Source organism: Bdellovibrio sp. HCB2-146, assembly GCF_047345725.1.
Lineage (GTDB): Bacteria > Bdellovibrionota > Bdellovibrionia > Bdellovibrionales > Bdellovibrionaceae > Bdellovibrio.
In genome coordinates, this window is record NZ_JBLEQP010000001.1 from 2063376 (window position 1) to 2078602 (window position 15227).

The window sequence follows — 15227 nt, forward strand, 5'->3', positions numbered from 1 at the left end:
GATGGTTTTCACGCAAGCACACACGGAGGTGTGAGATGGAAAAGATCAGTGGGATTCTTCCGCCAAGTCCGCGGATGAAACTGATGGAAGTCGCGTCGGCTCAGCCAGTACGCCCGGGGGCTCCCGAGTTTGGCAGACCGATGGGAAAAAACTCTATCGGTGAGCGCATCACTCTGAGCAAACAGCTGGATGAAATGCGCCAAACTGGCCAAATGCCTACGCCGGAAGTCCAGGTCCCTGCGACCTATAAAAATACCGAGGCTAATAAGATCAAGGTGATAGAGGACATCAATAAGAAGTTCTTCTCGAGCCCATCTGAAATCGCTGAGGATAAAAAGGAATTACGCGGAACTGAAGATAGCATGGCAGAACAAACTCTGAAAAAGACGACATCAAACGAGTCTGCATTCAGCGTTAGTGATCGCCCAGCTTATCGAGCAGAAACCCGTGATTCTCTAGAGAAGTAATTCGATAAATACCTTTTAATCGTCGCAGACCAGAAGAAGTCTTTTCTGCGACGATTATATAATCCAGCGACAACTGGATCAGGCGTCGTATCGCTTCTAGGCTCCACTGGGGAGCTCCCATCTGTATGAGCATTTCCAATCGGATCAATGCTTGATGTGCGTCTTGCGCATGCAAGGTTCCAAAGCTTCCCGAATGTCCCGTGGCTAGAGCCATCAAAAAATCTTTTGCTTCTGACCCGCGCACTTCACCCATGACCAAACGATCGGGGCGGAGACGCAATGATCTTTTCACTAACTGTGTCTGATCTACTGACGGCAGTATTCCTTGTGGATCTTCTCGCGTAAGCAATTTCATGCTGGCGGAATTAGGAAGAACAATTTCTGGAGTATCCTCAATGACCAAAACGCGTTCGTCAGAAGGGAGAAGATTTAGAAAGGAATTGAGAACCGAGGTTTTACCTGCGCCTGTGCTTCCAACCACAAGAAAGTTTTTTCGATCCTTGATGATTTTCTGAAAAATCTCAATTTCTTTACCTTCGCACCAGCTGTTTTCGGCAAGCTTTGCAAACGTCCAAGGATTTTTGGGATGACGCCGAAGCGACAAGTGCACATTCGAATGAGTCAGATCATGACCAATCAGACTTAAGCGAAAATCTAAAAACTTTCCATCGGCACAAGGATGCTCAATTGTGATATGGACGCGCGAAGTTTGGCAGATGCGCTCCAGGCAATTACGGTAAGAAAGATCAGAATAGAAATAGTCATTATGAGGGCGAAGTCTGCCATTTTTTTCATACCAAATCGCGGAAGGACCATTGACTAAAATTTCTGTGATATCTTCATCCAGCAAGAGTGTTTGCAGCGGACCCCAAGATTGAAACTCGTGACGAACACGATCACGCAGGGCTGGCTCCAGTGACTCTGTTTCAGTTTTAATCAGATTTTCAATTTTCTGTGAATGAAGACCCTGGTTGTCTTCGCCCGCAAAAGAGAATTCATTCAAAGGAAGTTTCTGGATAAGCTCCTGGATTCGATTGTAGGTATCTTGAGCGGAAAGATTCATATCGACTCTTTAAAATTAGAAAGATGGGAAGGGCTATGAGGTTCTTCGTTTTCTTTCATGATAGAGGGACGAACAAAGATCACGAGCTCAGAACGATTTTCAAGATAATCTTTACTTGAGAACAATGCTCCGAGAATCGGTAGTCGCGAAAGAAGTGGCAGACCCTCGGAGGAATTCCCGTTTTCATTTTTGAGAAGCCCTGACAATGCAATAGTTTGCGGTTTAGTTAAATCAAAGTGACTGGAAACTCGATTGGTCAGAACTCCTGGAATTCCCTCAACCGACGTCGCTTTGTCCAAAGTGGAAACTTCGGTTTCAACGGAAATACTCAATCTTCCTGCAGCGTCTGCTTTGGGGCGTACTCTTAATAAAATTCCGTAGCGCTTCCACACAACATCTTGGGCTTTGTAGTTCACAACTTTAATTGGGAACTCGCCGCCCGCTAAAAACTCGGCTTCTTTGCCACTTCGGCAAATGATATTCGGGCTTGCTAACACCTTTCCAAGTCCTTGTTCCTCCAGCGCCGAGAGTACAAATGGCAACTCACTCTTATTAACACTGCGATCGGGCATTATCGTCGCTGTGTAACTAGAAGGCCATTTCAAACCATACTGTAGGCCTTCTTTACGCTTGAGCTCTGCGACTGTGATCTCCACTTTGATCGTCGGAGCGACATCAAGACTGGTTTCGTCCTTGGTGATTTGAATCCCGTAAGGGCGGAAAAGTTGTTCGTAACGACGAAATACCAAGTCAGAACCCGCAACACGAATTTCTGGCTCGGGATCAAAGATGATCGTTTGCGGGGGAAGCTTGGCTTTCTCCAAAAGATTTGAAAGATTTCGTTGCGCCTCTGCTTGAAGTTCAGATGAAAGTTCAGCCTTCATCACGTAAGCGATTTGCGATTCTTGTAAAAGATCGGCGAGCTTTTCCCAATCCGTCCAACGATAGAGCCGACCGCGGACGACAAGACGACTGCGTTCAAGCTGCACACGAAGTCCAACAAAGGATTTCATTTTCTCGTGAAGCTCAGTGAAGGCCGCGGCTTTCTCGGGATGTACGACTTGCAGCTGATAGCTTTGTGCTCCGATTTTAATAACGGTACTTCCTTCTCGCAGACCGCGCACGCGAACTTCGCCGCCGACGACTTCAGCAGAGATGAGTTGACGATCTTGAATCCATACATTGGATTGTCCTTTTAAGGGTAAATTTTGCGAACCACCGAGATGCAGAGTGATATTTTGTGCCAGGGCCTGGTTGGTAAAAATAGAAATGAAAATAAGGAGAAGTGTTTTCATAAAAGGCCCACGCTGCAAACAGTGAGGACCCGTGAAATCTAGAGCAGGGGAGTTGGCATCCGCACTTCGGACGACACTAAGCCTGAAAGGCCGTTAGTGTCCGAGCGGAAGTTCAAACGATACTTCAACGCCATCAATTGTATTTTTAAACTGAAGAGTCGAATGATGAACTTTCAAGATCGACTGACAGATTGTGAGTCCTAGGCCCGTGCCGGTTGAGTGGTGCATAACATCTTCGTCTATATAGAAAGGCTTTGTGATCTTGTCCATGATAGAGCTTGGAATTTGCGAGCCTTTATTAGCTACTGTGAAGCGCAAATTTTTCCCAGTCACTTCGGTACTCACGCCAATTTCTGTTCCTTCAAGACCAAACTTCGCCGCATTGTGAATCAGACGTTGCATGACTTGTTTTACCAAGCGCACGTCAGCTTGAACGGGAGCCTCTTCGATTTTGCTCACCAGTTTTTGATTTTTCTTTTGCAAAATATCTTGAACTTCACGACTCAGATTTTCATCGAACTGTGTGAAGGTCACGCTTTGCATGTCCACTTTTAGCTGATTGGTTTCAGCACGAACTACGAGCAAGACGTCCTCAACGAGCGCTTTGAGACGTTCCGCACTTTTTAAGATACGGTTCACCATGAGCTTGTCTTCAGCGCCCAGAGAAGATTCTGCCAACAGCGAGCTAAAGCTTAAAATCGAAGTGAGGGGAGTTTTTAATTCATGATTTATCAGAATCATGAAATTAGATTTCGCCACGTCCAAACTTTTTAAATCTTCCAGAGCTTTTGCAAGTTCAATGTTTTTAGCTTTGAGCTCTTCACCGATTTCAAATCTTTCGACTGCGCGCTCAACTGTATTGGTTAAATCAACCGGGTCCCACGGTTTGGTGAGATAGCGGAAGATCTGACCTTTATTCACAGCCATGATCACCGAATCAAGATCTGTGTAGCCCGTAAGTAAGATACGCATTGTCTCGGGATGAGACTCAAGAGTCTTCTCTAAAAATTCGACGCCTGTCATTTCTGGCATTCGTTGATCGGTAATAATCAGAGCAACGGGCCCAGGATGTTGGTCGAGAAGCACGAGTGCTTCCTTCGCAGAAGTAGCCTTTAGTACTGAGTACTTCTTGCGAAAGAGACGCTCGAGCGCATCTACGTTGTCTATTTCATCATCTACACAAAGAATTGTGTGCTTCGTCATATTTTGTAGTGTAGGATTTGAAATAGCACCGTGCAAAGGATTTTGCGCGTGTACTCGACAGTCATGGAAGACGAAAGAGTTGTACAAAATTGAGACCGGTCCTCGGTCCAGTTTTTTCTAGTTCTTAACCGGGTTGACCGAATTTGAGTCAAGTCTGGTCCGACTCCTGACGATGAGTGAAACTGTAGAAGTGTTTTTTCCTTTCAGGAGATCATTTATGAATTTACGAATGCGCATATTAATGCCAATCGCCACACTGATGACATTCGCAGTAAATGCGGAAGCCTCGCAAGGATGGGGATATGGATATTACGGTGGGATGCAATCTTGCCCCTACGAATATGGCGCGGCTGAAGGCTCTTCAAGCATTCTTGATGATATCGCAGAAAAACAAGAAGCGATTCAAGAAGCAAAATATCAGAAGAAAGTGAAAGCCAGTGAGTTGAAGGATCTTCAACGTCGCATGGATCGCTACAAAGCTGATGTAGAAGATGTGGTGGCTCCTGAATATACAAGCATGATCTTCTCGCATATCGACAATAATTTTAAACTTTGTAACTACCAAGGCATGGAAGTTCAAGCGCAAGGCGACCAAGGCGGAACTCCAATTCCAACTTGCGGATCGGAGAACGGTTCTCAAACTATTGATGGTTTCACGACTGAACAATGGAAGGGCGTCGTTGATAATTCAGGTCCTGGTAAAATCAGAGATTCAGTTTGTAAAAACTTTGCCAACGCGGAAAAAAATCGCCGCACAATTCCTGACTGTCAAAAATCTTTAGTTGAATACAAAAAAGCAACAGACAAAGCTGACAAGCTTCGTAACGAAATCGATGCTTTGGACCGCGAAATCGAAAGTGAAAAAGAAGCGATCGCTGATTTGAAACGTGATTACCGCCAAGAACAACGTGAAGCACGTCGTGAGCAACTTGAGGGTGGCGATTGCCCTGAGTGTAATCTTCGTAACAGTGGTTATTCATATCGTAAGCCAGAAACAAACTGGGGTAGCGTTCTTGCGAACGTAGGTTTGGGTCTTGCTGCAACTTATATGGGATATAGATCTCAAGAAATGATCGCAGATCATAATGCGAGCATTGGTTTCCCAACTCAACCTTATCCTTCATGGGGCTTCGGCTTCCCATTCTTCGCTCAAGGTTTGCAAAATGCATTGGGTGGTGGCGGACAAATTTACGGTGCTGTCGGTGGTGGTATCGGCGCGGGTGGATTTGGTTGCGCAGGTAACAACGGTGGTCCTTACGGTATGTTGGGACCTTACGGTGGTATGATGGGCAATGGCATGTGGGGCAACCCATATGCGATGGCAGGTATGAATCCATACGGTGGCGGCATGTTTATGCCGGGCATGGGTCCTTGGGGCATGAATGGTCCATTCGGTGGAATGATGGGCGGATTCCCAGGCGGTATGATGATGCCTGGAATGATGATGTCTGGTGGAATCGGTATGATGATGCCAGGTATGATGGCTGGCGGAATGATGCCGGGAATGATGATGCCAGGTATGATGGCCGGTGGAATGATGCCGGGTATGATGATGCCTGGAATGATGGTCGGCGGTGGTATCGGCATGATGATGCCGGGTATGATGGCTGGCGGAATGATGCCGGGAATGATGATGCCAGGTATGATGGCCGGTGGGATGATGCCGGGAATGATGATGTCAGGTATGATGATGCCTGGAATGATGGTCGGCGGTGGTATCGGCATGATGATGCCAGGTATGATGGCTGGCGGAATGATGCCGGGAATGATGATGAATGGCGGCTTGGCAACGGGCAGCTTGGGCATGCTCCAAATGCAGCAACAAATGATGCAAATGCAAATGGCCCAATATCAATCGTACATGCAGCAACAACAAATGGTCATGCAACAACAAATGCAACGTCAGCAAGTGGCTGCAGGCTTGCAACAAGAGCTTTATGGTCTCTTGTATCGTATCCAACAAGTTCAATACGGAATGGGTACTGACTACCTTGGTGGCGGTATCGGAATCGGTATTGGCGTAGGTGGTGGCGGACTTGGTGCGATTCCAGCTCCAGGTTACGGCGGCGTAGGTGGCGGCGGAGCAATTCCTGCTCCTGGTGCTGGTGGCACAACAGGTAACGGTGTGATTCTAGCTCCTCGTTAATTCGCTCTCACAATAAAGTTCTTATATTTTCTAAGGCCTTCTGCTAAAACAGAGGGCCTTATGCTTTTAAAGATCCCACGTCTCTATGACAGTCATACTCACTTTCTTGCCACGGGCGAATGGGCTCTGGGTTTAAAGTTGGGAGCTTTGCAAAACGCATATGATGTTGAGCACCTTGCGATTAAACCGGAACACTTTCGAGGAAGTTGGTTGGTCGGTTCAGGTTGGAATCCCCAAGCTTGGCCAAAAGATCTCAACCTCAAAGTCATCTTAGATAAAGCTTTCCCCCATTTTCCAGTGTGTTTCATTCGCATGGACGGGCATTCTTGCTGGGTGAATTCCCAAGCATTAAAAGCTCTTGGTATGAGTTCAGAGACCGGAGTGCTGACAGAGCTTGAGCATTTCGCGGCAATGGCAAAAATTCCTTCTTATTCAAAAGAACAAGAAGAGTTTCAAATTCTAACAGCTTGCAAGATCTTCAACCGCGCTGGATTTACGCATATTCGTGATCTCACTTGCAGCGAGTCTTTGTGGAATTTGCTTGTGGGAATGGAAGAAAAAAATCTTCTGACTCTGGCTGTTGAAGAAAACTTCACAGCAAGTAACGCAAATGATGTAGAGCGTGCTTTGAAAGAATGCCTTTATGCGCGTTCACATGAGACAGCTTTGCTTCGTTCCAAGGGTATTAAAATTTTCTTTGATGGTTCCTTGGGGTCAGAAACGGCGTTTCTTTCAAAACCCTACGGTGGAGATCCCGCGCGTGGCTGTGGTCGTCCGCTTTGGGATTTGAATGATGTCGCAGATGTTCTAAGAAAGTCATGGGAACAAAAACTAGAAGTTTCAGTTCATGCGATCGGGGATGAGGCAGCCCATCAGATTGTGAAGTGTGCCCGTGATCTTTCTGCGAAAGGCTTTGTCGGTCGATTGAATATGGAGCATATTCAAATGGCTCGCCCTGAAACCATTCAAATGATGAAACCGTTACATGTACGTTGTCATATGCAACCATGTCACTGGCTGAGTGATCGCGTGTGGTTGAAGGAAAAACTCGGAGAGCTGTATAAATACGTCTTCCCATGGGAAGCCCTCAGAGCTGCACAAATGCCTTTGTCTTTTGGTTGCGACAGTCCCATTGAGCCGCCTTCGTTTTTTAATAATGAAAAGGCGCTCCGTGAAAGTGCCAAAGAAAAAATCCGCAAGTTCACCGGAGATCTCAGTATTATTCACGCTCATCCTGACACAGAGTTTGCTCCAGAATCGTACACTGTGATTGAAAACGAGCAGATCAAAGAAGTAGTTTTCAGAGGAAAACCTTTGTTACTTGAAGCCTGACGTATCTACGACGACAGTTTTATTTCTCATTGAATAAACAAGTCCCCCAACAACCAAGGCACCGGCGGCGTAAACCCAGTGACGATTGTTCTCCATCCATTTTGCCATGGATGCTTTTTGGCGAGGATTGCGAAGTTCAGCCAAGCATTCAGAATTAAAGAATGCCAGACCCTGCTCGCGTATCGAAAATTCTTCTACGTTCACACTGAATTCGTCGCAAACTCCCGAGACCCAGGTGTCCGGCGAAAAGCTTTGCTGCAGAAGCTGACTGAGACTTCCATAAAAGGTAAGTGTCTTATGAGTATTGGAAACAATTTGAAAATGATAAATGCTTGGGCCATTCAATTCGAGATTGCTTGAGCCTTGAAGCTTGAAGGAGCGGCCCTCGATGACCAAGGCGTCAGCCCACGGAAATCTTTTTTGTAATTCTTTCGATGCCATTTTTTGAATGAGACAAGGCTTCATCAACGAGGAATGCAGCAGACTTTCGTTAAAGCAAACAAGTTCCTGATAGCGTTTAATCTGTTCTGCTGAAAAAGAACGCGTGTTTAATTTCTCAAGCAAGTCGCGCAAAAAGAAAGCCGCGTTTTCGGAAAAAATAGACTCCTGGCGCAGTTTTTCAATTTGAGAAAGTAACTGCTCCGGAGCTTGCTCTAAACTGTCTGCAAGCGAGAATATTTTCTCGTCGTTGGTTTTTGAGTTCTGAGTTAGAAAGTCCGTGACAGAAATCATCGACGAATGACTGTTCAAATACTGCTGGTATTTCTCTGGTGAAGCGCCGGGAGCGAGAACCAGTGGGCGTTGCGCCCAAGCCAGTGTTGAGAAAAAGAATATGAAGATCCACGTCCATTTCATAAGAGCCTCTAGTTTTGATATTCGATGCGAACAGTTTTTTTAGATCGTTGCGAAAGATCGGTTCCTCGGGCAGCCGGGTTTTGCACAACTGCTGTGAAGGGGCCTGCATATTTAAGAATCTTCAAGCCTTCGTCTTCTTTTACCAAAATTGCGTATTGTTGCGGATTAAGAGGCGCACGCATGATTTTAAGGCGGGACCCCACTTTAATAACCGCTTTACGTTCGTCTGTGGCAGGAAGATAGAGATCCACCACCCCGCCGATATCGCCAACTATTGAAGACAAAGATTCCGCATTTGTAAGTTCAATAGGAACCAACGTCATACCCATTGGGACAAAGGTATCAACCGATGCGGGAGCCGCAATTTCGTGGATTTCTTCAGCGGGTGCTGCGTTTTTAAAAGAATACAGAAGACAAAGTCCTCCGATACCCAAAAATGCCAGGACATAGTGTTTATTTTTTAGATCGATTTTTTTCATGGGATTTTTCCTCTGAGAATTGCGAGCGATAGTGTTTGGTTTTAATGCCTTCGAGTTGTGAAATACCGGCAAAGAAAATAAGAACTAAAAAGAAGCCAACGATTGTGACTTCGACGAGGACTTGGCCTTTCTGATTTTTGGAACCCATGACGAACCTTCTTGTTTAAGAGTCACCGAACAACTCGGGCTCCATTTGATATCTCCATCCAAAAAATTTTGGAAAGAGTTGCGAACGCGAAGGCGATACTGCCAAGAATGAGCAAGTGCCTGTTGCTCATCAAATTTATCTACAGGGCTGTAAGTCGGAGCTATGTCCGTGTAATCCGGACGGACCGCCAGTTCGGGTGCCGTTGTTGGATTCAATTGAAAGTCGATCTTTAAATATGAAATTTTCGGAAGCCCTTCCTGAAGGGCTTGGCGAATTTTACCCTGTGTATATTTGTGGTTGATGCTTAAGAGGCGATTGCTTTCACGTATCAGCATTTTTTGTTTTTGATCCAAGTCAGCCCGTTTTTCTTGAATTTTCAAAAGGCGCATTTCGGCGGTGGCGATCGCGGTCGCATTTCCTGTCGCCATCGCCGTATAGAGACGAGCTTGCGCAAGAGCCTCGTCAGCTTTTAATTTCACTGCGAGAGAATTGAGAGCAAGAAGACTCTTCAGAAGAGGTGCCACCAGTTTTTGTCCCTGTAAACCGCCACTGCGACACATGTATTGAGTTTGCTGATTAAACTGCATAATTCCTAGTGCTGTAAAAAGCAAAAGACCCAATCCTAAAAGGACAGGCAAGAGGGCCATGGTGATTGCAAGTGCAAAGCCTTTGTTATTCATAGAAACGAGGACCCCAATGGAAATTTCATTTCCTTTCTAACGGAAAGGTTCGGTTGAATAGAATCTGGCTTGAATTGAATCAGAACTTCTCCGTCGCCTTTTGATTCTGTTTTCCCCAAGTTCACACGAAAGGATTCACTAAAAAGCAAAACGGATTTTATCTGTTGCTCAAGGTTCTTTTTGCACGTGGATGAAGACTCATCATCCAGACAAACCAGAGCTTCGTGCAGATGATAGTCAGTCATATAGAACACCAGACCTCGATATCCGAGAGTGAGGATGGCAGTCATTCCTAAAGCTAATAACGGCAAGCTCAGTACTGATTCAATCAGTGCTTGGCCTCGACGATAGCGGAGCGGGTTCATAACTATCGTTTGTTTTCTTTTCCGGATGAATTGACGGAATCTTCGAAGAAGTCGCTGAAGTCGCGTTTCTTATAAAGGCCTTCAGTGACTTTGTGCGCTTCTTTCTTTTTGCTGTCGGTGCCACCCAAAGCTTGCGCGACGTTGGCGAACTGCACGTCGATATTAGCGCCGACAACTTTAATCACGGCGATACTTCCTACGGCAACGATTGCCACGATGATCAAATATTCGATCAGCCCTTGGCCCTTTTTATTTTTGAGTGGATTCAGAATTTTCATATGCTCTCCTTTGCGAGATTTGCAAAGGAAGCTTGCTAGCAAAATGAAGGGAACTGCGGGAAGGGTTTAAACAAAAAAGAAGGTCCGGAGAACCGGACCTTAAAGAGACTATTTCTTTTTAGCAGCTTTTGTTGCTTCTGCTTTTTTAGCGGCTGCTTTTTCTTCTTTAGCAGCTAGAGCAGCTTCTTTTTTCGCGTCGGCTTTTTTTGCCTTACGACCGATGATGATACGGTCCAAAATATCATAAGCTTCTTTTTGAAGATCGTTTTCGTAAATAAAACGATAAAAACCTTCGATCTCGGGGCTTTGACGGAATTTTTTAAGGGACGTAGGAAGGCTGTCAGATTGAACGAAGTCGATGGAACTGCCGTCTTTGGAAAGCTTAACTTTTTCAGCCATTTAAAATCCCCCAGTGTTTTAAAGGGTTTGTATAACAAACCAAGGAATTGCTCAAGGATAAAGTGCGGGACTGGGACTTTGTTTTAGTTTGGTTAGGATTCGTGGCGCAAGTAATAACCTATTGAATTTGTTCGGAAAGTGCAGGAAATTAGGTTTTCTAGGGGGAGGTAATTGAGATGCTTGTTTTGAATGGTAAAGAAGTATCCAAGGTTGTCCGGGCCTCTCTGATTCCCAGAGTAGAAAAGTTCAAATTGAGTACAGGTCGCGTCCCACACCTGGCAGTTGTCATTGTTGGGGACGATGTCGCAAGTCACGTTTACGTGAAAAACAAAAAGAAAGCCTGCGAAGCCGTAGGAATGACTTCGACCATTCATGCGCATCCTGCTTCGATCACACAAAAAGAACTCAATGATCTGCTTAAGAAACTCAATGCGGATAATGGTGTGGATGGAATTCTAGTTCAGCTGCCTTTACCAAAACATTTGAGCACCGATGAAGTGTTAGGAATTATCTCTCCTGAAAAAGATCCAGATTGTCTGACATTCAAATCAGTTGGTTATTTCTTTGCGGGGAAACCGATTGTTTCGCCGTGCACGCCAGCTGGAATCATGAGCATTTTAAACCACTACGGAATTTCGGTCGCGGGAATGAATGCCGTTGTTGTGGGTCGCAGTAATATCGTTGGAAAGCCCATGGCGCATATGTTGATGGAAGCCAATGCGACTGTGACTCTTTGTCATTCCAAAACTAAAAATCTTTCTGTGCATACCAAACAGGCTGATTTAGTCGTGGTTGCGGCAGGAAAAGCCCATTTGTTAGGGAAGGAAGATTTCAAGCAAGGTGCTATCGTGATTGACGTCGGAATGCACGGCACGGGTCAGGGGCAAAAGCTCACTGGCGACGTGCGTTTTGAGGAACTAAATGGATGGGTTCAGGCCGCATCTCCAGTCCCAGGTGGAGTAGGGCCCATGACTATTACAACACTCTTACAAAACACTTGCCTCCTCGCGGAAAAAAGAGCATCTCAGACTCTCTGATCAGTTGAATTTGGGAGTCGTGATGTACACAGGATTTCTTCGTAATGTTTGGTATTTAGGTTTGCCTAGTTCTGAGGTGGCAATCAATAAAGCTGAGGCTCGTAAAATCTTAGGTGAGCCTGTTGTTTTCTATCGTGATTCCAAAGGTAAAGTTTCAGCTCTTCGTGATATCTGTCCTCATCGTGGTATTCCGCTCAGCTATGGCCGTGTGGTGAATGATCAGCTGGAGTGTCCATATCACGGTTGGAAATTTGATTGCACAGGTACCTGCACAGAAATTCCTTCGCTGTTGCCAGATCAAGATTTGAATCCAAATAAAATCAAAGTGCGCAGCTATCCCGTGCATGAAGCTCAAGGTCTGATTTGGGTTTTCATGGGTGACAAAGATTACGACGTCACAAAAGCACCTGCGATTCCTGTGATGAAAGCTTTCCCAGAAGATGTTAAACCAAAATTGAAGTACGTTGTGAATTTCCCATGTCATGTCGATCACGCGGTGATTGGTTTGATGGATCCTGCACATGGTCCTTACGTTCACAAAAGTTGGTTCTGGCGTTCCGAAAAAACAATGCTTGAGAAAAAGAAAAAGTTTGCGCCAGTTCATTTCGGTTTCCAAATGGTGCGCCACCAACCTTCTAAAAATTCGAAGGCATATAAAATCTTGGGTGGGACTCCAACAACTGAAATTACATTCACATTGCCAAGCGTGCGTGTTGAACACATTCAAGTTGGGAAACGTAATTTTTATTCTGTGACGGCTCTTACTCCTGTTGATGAGAAAAACACGCGTGTGACTCAGCTTGCTTATTGGGACATCCCTTGGTTGAGCTTGATCAAACCTGCTATCAATCGTTTCTCGGAGATGTTCTTAGGCCAAGATATGGATGCGGTGACGAAACAACAAGATGGTCTGATCTACGACCCAAGTCTGATGTTGATCAAAGATGCCGACACTCAAGCGAAATGGTACTATGCTTTGAAGACGGAGTATCACTCACACCTTGAACAAAAACGCGATTTCAATCATCCCGTTAAAGAGACTGAGCTTCGCTGGAGAAGTTAATGAAAAAAGCGATCATCCTGCTAGGGATCTTTGCAGCCCTGCCAACATGGGCCCTGCAATTGAAGTATATTGGTGAAACTGAAATCAAACTTGATGCCCAGTTCAAAAAGACAACCATAGGTGGGATATCGGCACTAGCGTGGGGGAACGATCGCCTCTACGCATTGTCAGATGATAAAGGTGGGAAGAACGAACCGCGCTTTTACGAATTCGAACTTAAAATCAATAAAAAGAAAGTCACCCTCAAGCCTAAAGAAGTCCGCTTCATCGTTGGGCTTCCAGATGAGAATGGCAAAAAAGCCGGAATGGATCCCGAAGGCATGGTTCGTTTAACGACTGGTGATCTGTTGATTTCCTCTGAAGGGAATAACAATGCGAAGCCTCGTGAGATGCCACGCATTTTCCAAGTGACTCGTGAAGGCAAATGGATTTTGGATGTGCCTGTTCCGGATAAATACTTGCCGGAAGCAACTGGTATGCAAACGAAGGGCATAGATAACAATAAAGCGTTCGAGGGGCTTTCTCTCACGCCAACGGAGAGCAGCCTTTTTGTCGGGATGGAAGGTTCTCTAATTCAAGATATTCCGGTACCTCCGTCCGATAAGGGCGAGATCATTCGTATCCTTCGCTATGAAAAGAAAGAATCTTGGAAGCCCACGCAGGAGTTTGCGTATCGCATGGAACCTTTTGTCACGAATGATATTGGTCCACAAGTCTTCCAAGGCGTTTCTGAGATTCTCGCACTTAGCGATAGTAAAGTGATTGTACTTGAGCGTGGTGTGCGAATTTCTTTGAAAAAGATTTACTCAAACCGCGTGACTTTGTATATCGCGGATTTTTCTAAGGCGACAAATACCCTGGATAAAGACAAGCTTGATGACAAAGTCGTACTTGCTGAAAAAGTGAAGCTCTTGGATTTTGAAACTGATCTCAAAAATGTGCGAAAAAAATCAGTGGATAATTTTGAAGCCCTTGCCTGGGGTCCGACTTTGCCAGACGGAAAAAAGACGTTGCTGATGATGACAGATAACAACTTCAATAAGACTCAAAAAATGCAGTTGGTTGTTTTTGCGGTGGAAGGTGAATAATGATGACCGTATGGAGACTCCGTCCTGGAGCTGATAAAAGAATTCGCAGTGGACATCCCTGGGTGTTCTCAAATGAATTAGCGGCAAGTCCAAAAGGCCTTATTCCTGGAACTCCAATTGAGTTGCAGGATGCTAAGGGGCAGTTCTTGGCTCGTGGCTACGGCAATCCTCATTCTTTGATCGCGTTTCGTGCGTTGAGTTTCGATGTTCAAGAAAAAGAACCAACAAGTTTTTCATTCTTGCACGAACGTATTTTGAGTTCTTGGCAGGTTCGTAAAGCTGCAGGCTTTAAAGGTAGCTTCCGTCTTTGTTTCGGAGAATCTGATTATATCCCGGGTCTTGTTTTAGATTATTACCTAGTTGAACAGAATGGCAAAAAGGCGCAAGTCTTTGTCGCGCAACTTGTGACGGCGGGAATGAATGAAGCGTTGAAGGAGTCCGTGGAGTTTTTTAAGTCGCTTGTCGATAAAGCGATTTCTGCGAAGCTGACAGATCTTGATTGGTCCAATACAGCCGTTGTGATTCGTAATGACGTGGGTGTGCGCAAGCTTGAAGGCTTGCAAGCCGAAGAGCCAAAAATTATCAAAGCGATTGAGGGTGTCAATCTTGCTCACATCGATATTTTGCTGAATTCAGCAAGCGATGATGGTTTGATTAAGATGGCTTGTGATCTGCATGAAGGGCAGAAGACAGGATTTTTCCTCGATCAAACTCATAATATCTTCCTCGCGGTAAATTTGTTTAAGAACTGGGCCAAACAGAACAAGCCAAAATCTGTTCGTGTTCTGGATCTGTGCTGCTACGTCGGTCATTGGTCGACACAAATCACACGCGCATTGAAATCTTTGGGCATCGAGGTAGAAGTTTCTATTGTCGATGTTTCGAAAACGGCCTTGGCATTTGCAAAAGAAAACGCCGAACGCGAAGGAGCCACTGTTAAGGTTTACGAGATGGACGTTCTTGAAGGTACCGCAAATCTTGCAAGCCAACACTATGATATCGTTATTGCCGATCCTCCGGCGTTTATCAAAGCGAAGAAAGATATTCCTATTGGTAAACACGCTTATATCAAGATGAATACGCAGGCGTTCCGAGTTGTGAAGAAGCACGGTTTTGTGGCCTCATGCTCTTGTTCGGGCCTTTTGGAGGAAGAAGAGTTCCGCGATGCGATTCGCAAAGCAAGTCTTCGCAATTATTCAGAAGTGCGAAGCGTGTTGCGCGGCGGGCATGCGGCCGATCATCCGACACTGATGCAATTCCCAGAAGGGTTTTACCTCAAGATGTACGTTCACTTCGTACAATAAAAAAAGGAGAGCACAAGCTCTCCTT

At 45.4% G+C, this 15227-nt stretch carries 16 protein-coding genes; 7 read left to right on the plus strand and 9 right to left on the minus strand.

Annotation, left to right across the window (positions count from 1 at the left end):
• Window positions 1–35: 35 nt before the first annotated feature.
• Window positions 36–467: a hypothetical protein gene (locus tag ACLWOR_RS10075; RefSeq protein WP_413940575.1), complete on the plus strand. Its 432-nt coding sequence runs from the start codon at window positions 36–38 to the stop codon at window positions 465–467.
• Here the strand turns inward: ACLWOR_RS10075 and ACLWOR_RS10080 are convergent.
• From ACLWOR_RS10080 to ACLWOR_RS10090, 3 genes are all read right to left on the minus strand, one after another.
• Window positions 415–1530, minus strand: a complete 1116-nt coding sequence (locus tag ACLWOR_RS10080) for a CpaF family protein (protein WP_413940576.1) — start codon at window positions 1528–1530, stop codon at window positions 415–417. The two genes, ACLWOR_RS10075 and ACLWOR_RS10080, sit on opposite strands and share 53 nt — an antisense overlap.
• Window positions 1527–2825 carry a pilus assembly protein gene (locus ACLWOR_RS10085; RefSeq protein WP_413940577.1) on the minus strand — a complete coding sequence of 433 codons (1299 nt, stop codon included), beginning with the start codon at window positions 2823–2825 and terminating at the stop codon, window positions 1527–1529. The genes ACLWOR_RS10080 and ACLWOR_RS10085 overlap by 4 nt, the downstream gene beginning before the upstream one ends.
• A 93-nt stretch (window positions 2826–2918) precedes the next feature.
• Window positions 2919–4028 (minus strand): response regulator, encoded by a 1110-nt coding sequence (locus ACLWOR_RS10090; protein WP_413940578.1) that lies wholly within the window; start codon window positions 4026–4028, stop codon window positions 2919–2921.
• A 217-nt stretch (window positions 4029–4245) separates the two neighbouring features.
• Between ACLWOR_RS10090 and ACLWOR_RS10095 the strand changes: the two genes are divergently transcribed.
• Together ACLWOR_RS10095 and ACLWOR_RS10100 are read left to right on the plus strand one after the other, a co-directional pair.
• Window positions 4246–6174, plus strand: coding sequence for a hypothetical protein (locus ACLWOR_RS10095; RefSeq protein ID WP_413940579.1), 1929 nt, complete (start codon window positions 4246–4248; stop codon window positions 6172–6174).
• A 60-nt stretch (window positions 6175–6234) separates the two neighbouring features.
• The gene (locus tag ACLWOR_RS10100) at window positions 6235–7506 is read left to right on the plus strand and encodes an amidohydrolase (RefSeq protein ID WP_413940580.1); all 1272 of its coding nucleotides are present in this window, start codon (window positions 6235–6237) and stop codon (window positions 7504–7506) included.
• Here the strand turns inward: ACLWOR_RS10100 and ACLWOR_RS10105 are convergent.
• The 6 genes from ACLWOR_RS10105 to ACLWOR_RS10130 all read right to left on the minus strand — a co-directional run bounded on the left by ACLWOR_RS10105 (window position 7492) and on the right by ACLWOR_RS10130 (window position 10710).
• Window positions 7492–8361, minus strand: a complete 870-nt coding sequence (locus tag ACLWOR_RS10105) for a hypothetical protein (RefSeq protein ID WP_413940581.1) — start codon at window positions 8359–8361, stop codon at window positions 7492–7494. The two genes, ACLWOR_RS10100 and ACLWOR_RS10105, sit on opposite strands and share 15 nt — an antisense overlap.
• A gap of 8 nt (window positions 8362–8369) precedes the next feature.
• The gene (locus ACLWOR_RS10110) at window positions 8370–8840 is read right to left on the minus strand and encodes a hypothetical protein (protein ID WP_413940582.1); all 471 of its coding nucleotides are present in this window, start codon (window positions 8838–8840) and stop codon (window positions 8370–8372) included.
• 84 nt (window positions 8841–8924) lie between these two features.
• The gene (locus ACLWOR_RS10115; protein ID WP_413940583.1) at window positions 8925–9668 is read right to left on the minus strand and encodes a hypothetical protein; all 744 of its coding nucleotides are present in this window, start codon (window positions 9666–9668) and stop codon (window positions 8925–8927) included.
• On the minus strand, window positions 9665–10033 hold the full coding sequence (locus ACLWOR_RS10120) for a hypothetical protein (RefSeq protein ID WP_413940584.1): 369 nt from the start codon (window positions 10031–10033) through the stop codon (window positions 9665–9667). Before ACLWOR_RS10120 ends, ACLWOR_RS10115 begins: the two co-directional genes overlap by 4 nt.
• A gap of 2 nt (window positions 10034–10035) precedes the next feature.
• Window positions 10036–10311: a Flp family type IVb pilin gene (locus ACLWOR_RS10125; protein ID WP_413940585.1), complete on the minus strand. Its 276-nt coding sequence runs from the start codon at window positions 10309–10311 to the stop codon at window positions 10036–10038.
• A 108-nt stretch (window positions 10312–10419) separates the two neighbouring features.
• Entirely contained in the window at window positions 10420–10710 is a 291-nt protein-coding gene (locus ACLWOR_RS10130; RefSeq protein WP_413940586.1) for a hypothetical protein, read from the minus strand.
• 176 nt (window positions 10711–10886) lie between these two features.
• Here ACLWOR_RS10130 and ACLWOR_RS10135 point away from each other — a divergent pair, with 176 nt between their 5' ends.
• The 4 genes from ACLWOR_RS10135 to ACLWOR_RS10150 are packed head-to-tail and all read left to right on the plus strand — an operon-like array spanning window position 10887 to window position 15202.
• A complete protein-coding gene (locus ACLWOR_RS10135; RefSeq protein ID WP_413940587.1) occupies window positions 10887–11747 on the plus strand; it encodes a bifunctional 5,10-methylenetetrahydrofolate dehydrogenase/5,10-methenyltetrahydrofolate cyclohydrolase in 861 nt (286 codons plus the stop codon).
• 22 nt (window positions 11748–11769) lie between these two features.
• Entirely contained in the window at window positions 11770–12810 is a 1041-nt protein-coding gene (locus ACLWOR_RS10140; RefSeq protein ID WP_413940588.1) for a Rieske 2Fe-2S domain-containing protein, read from the plus strand.
• The gene (locus ACLWOR_RS10145; RefSeq protein ID WP_413940589.1) at window positions 12810–13898 is read left to right on the plus strand and encodes an esterase-like activity of phytase family protein; all 1089 of its coding nucleotides are present in this window, start codon (window positions 12810–12812) and stop codon (window positions 13896–13898) included. The genes ACLWOR_RS10140 and ACLWOR_RS10145 overlap by 1 nt, the downstream gene beginning before the upstream one ends.
• Window positions 13898–15202 (plus strand): class I SAM-dependent rRNA methyltransferase, encoded by a 1305-nt coding sequence (locus tag ACLWOR_RS10150; RefSeq protein WP_413940590.1) that lies wholly within the window; start codon window positions 13898–13900, stop codon window positions 15200–15202. The genes ACLWOR_RS10145 and ACLWOR_RS10150 overlap by 1 nt, the downstream gene beginning before the upstream one ends.
• Window positions 15203–15227 lie beyond the last annotated feature (25 nt).

What these genes read in the sequence shown, in the direction of transcription:
- ACLWOR_RS10105 (WP_413940581.1), bottom strand. Translation starts at nt 8,361, where the DNA reads ATGAAATGGACGTGGATCTTCATATTCTTTTTCTCAACACTGGCTTGG.
- ACLWOR_RS10090 (WP_413940578.1), bottom strand. Translation starts at nt 4,028, where the DNA reads ATGACGAAGCACACAATTCTTTGTGTAGATGATGAAATAGACAACGTA.
- ACLWOR_RS10145 (WP_413940589.1), top strand. Translation starts at nt 12,810, where the DNA reads ATGAAAAAAGCGATCATCCTGCTAGGGATCTTTGCAGCCCTGCCAACA.
- ACLWOR_RS10120 (WP_413940584.1), bottom strand. Translation starts at nt 10,033, where the DNA reads ATGAACCCGCTCCGCTATCGTCGAGGCCAAGCACTGATTGAATCAGTA.
- ACLWOR_RS10130 (WP_413940586.1), bottom strand. Translation starts at nt 10,710, where the DNA reads ATGGCTGAAAAAGTTAAGCTTTCCAAAGACGGCAGTTCCATCGACTTC.
- ACLWOR_RS10080 (WP_413940576.1), bottom strand. Translation starts at nt 1,530, where the DNA reads ATGAATCTTTCCGCTCAAGATACCTACAATCGAATCCAGGAGCTTATC.
- ACLWOR_RS10125 (WP_413940585.1), bottom strand. Translation starts at nt 10,311, where the DNA reads ATGAAAATTCTGAATCCACTCAAAAATAAAAAGGGCCAAGGGCTGATC.
- ACLWOR_RS10140 (WP_413940588.1), top strand. Translation starts at nt 11,770, where the DNA reads ATGTACACAGGATTTCTTCGTAATGTTTGGTATTTAGGTTTGCCTAGT.
- ACLWOR_RS10150 (WP_413940590.1), top strand. Translation starts at nt 13,898, where the DNA reads ATGATGACCGTATGGAGACTCCGTCCTGGAGCTGATAAAAGAATTCGC.
- ACLWOR_RS10110 (WP_413940582.1), bottom strand. Translation starts at nt 8,840, where the DNA reads ATGAAAAAAATCGATCTAAAAAATAAACACTATGTCCTGGCATTTTTG.
- ACLWOR_RS10085 (WP_413940577.1), bottom strand. Translation starts at nt 2,825, where the DNA reads ATGAAAACACTTCTCCTTATTTTCATTTCTATTTTTACCAACCAGGCC.
- ACLWOR_RS10135 (WP_413940587.1), top strand. Translation starts at nt 10,887, where the DNA reads ATGCTTGTTTTGAATGGTAAAGAAGTATCCAAGGTTGTCCGGGCCTCT.
- ACLWOR_RS10075 (WP_413940575.1), top strand. Translation starts at nt 36, where the DNA reads ATGGAAAAGATCAGTGGGATTCTTCCGCCAAGTCCGCGGATGAAACTG.
- ACLWOR_RS10115 (WP_413940583.1), bottom strand. Translation starts at nt 9,668, where the DNA reads ATGAATAACAAAGGCTTTGCACTTGCAATCACCATGGCCCTCTTGCCT.
- ACLWOR_RS10100 (WP_413940580.1), top strand. Translation starts at nt 6,235, where the DNA reads ATGCTTTTAAAGATCCCACGTCTCTATGACAGTCATACTCACTTTCTT.
- ACLWOR_RS10095 (WP_413940579.1), top strand. Translation starts at nt 4,246, where the DNA reads ATGAATTTACGAATGCGCATATTAATGCCAATCGCCACACTGATGACA.